The organism is Spiroplasma endosymbiont of Megaselia nigra (assembly GCF_003987485.1).
GTDB lineage: Bacteria > Bacillota_I > Bacilli_A > Mycoplasmatales > Mycoplasmataceae > Spiroplasma.
In genome coordinates this window covers 1-942 of sequence record NZ_RCOO01000295.1, presented here as the reverse complement: position 1 = coordinate 942, position 942 = coordinate 1, and the positions used below count along the sequence as shown (strand labels likewise).

Below are 942 nucleotides of genomic sequence, written 5' to 3'. Positions count from 1 at the left end.
TGATTAAATGTTAAATGAATTATGACAAAATGTTACTTTGGAAAATTATAATAATTTTATTCCAATGACAGGTAAAATTACACAAGTTCCAGTTCGTTACAATAAGTTCTTTAAAGGTGATGTAGAATTATGATTTAAAACATTTGCTTTAAGAGCCCAAAATATGATTAATTCATATTTAAATTATCCATTTTCAAAATTAAAGTTCGAAACATTTAAAGACCCGTTATTAAAGAAAATTTGCATTAATATGGTGTTTATTACGATTGAGCATTGAACATTTAACCGCATTCCAATTGAGTTTTTTACTTCGGCAAATATGAGTGTTGGTAATATTAATTATTCTTCACAAAATGACCCTATGGCAACATGACAAGGTCTATTGCCAACTTATGCAAAATCGTTGGCTAATTTAACAACTTTAAAGAAAATGTTTCGTACTTTTCAAGAAGAAGATATTGATTTAACTATGATAGATTTAGAAGCATATTATACCCAGTTAGAAGTTGATGCATTACTAGGTAAGGTTGTTATAGAAAAAATTAAAGATGATAAACTTATAAAATTAAAAGAAGAAATATTAAATGAATTAAAAAAGTTAATTTCTATTTCAGATTGAGAATTAATTAATTATCCTGAAGCAAACGAAAAATTAACATTTAAAATTCCAGATTATGATTTAACAAAATATTACTATAAAATATCAATTTCAATAACAGATTATTCATCTGGTAATCAATTTGTAACATATTATTTTGAAACAATATCACAAAAATCAATATTTACATTTTTATCAGATAATTCTTATAAAAAAATAACAATTAAGCAAGATGGCTCAATTAAAAATGATACAAATAATATTGTTATTAAAGATTTAACAATTAAAAGAAAAAAAATAATTTAGAAAGGAAGTGATTTTATGTCAAAAATAACTATTAAAGA

1 protein-coding gene is annotated in these 942 nt (G+C 22.8%); it reads left to right on the top strand.

The features are described from left to right. Nucleotides 1–37: 37 nt before the first annotated feature. Nucleotides 38–904, top strand: a complete 867-nt coding sequence (locus D9R21_RS06735; protein WP_158614003.1) for a hypothetical protein — start codon at nt 38–40, stop codon at nt 902–904. Nucleotides 905–942 lie beyond the last annotated feature (38 nt).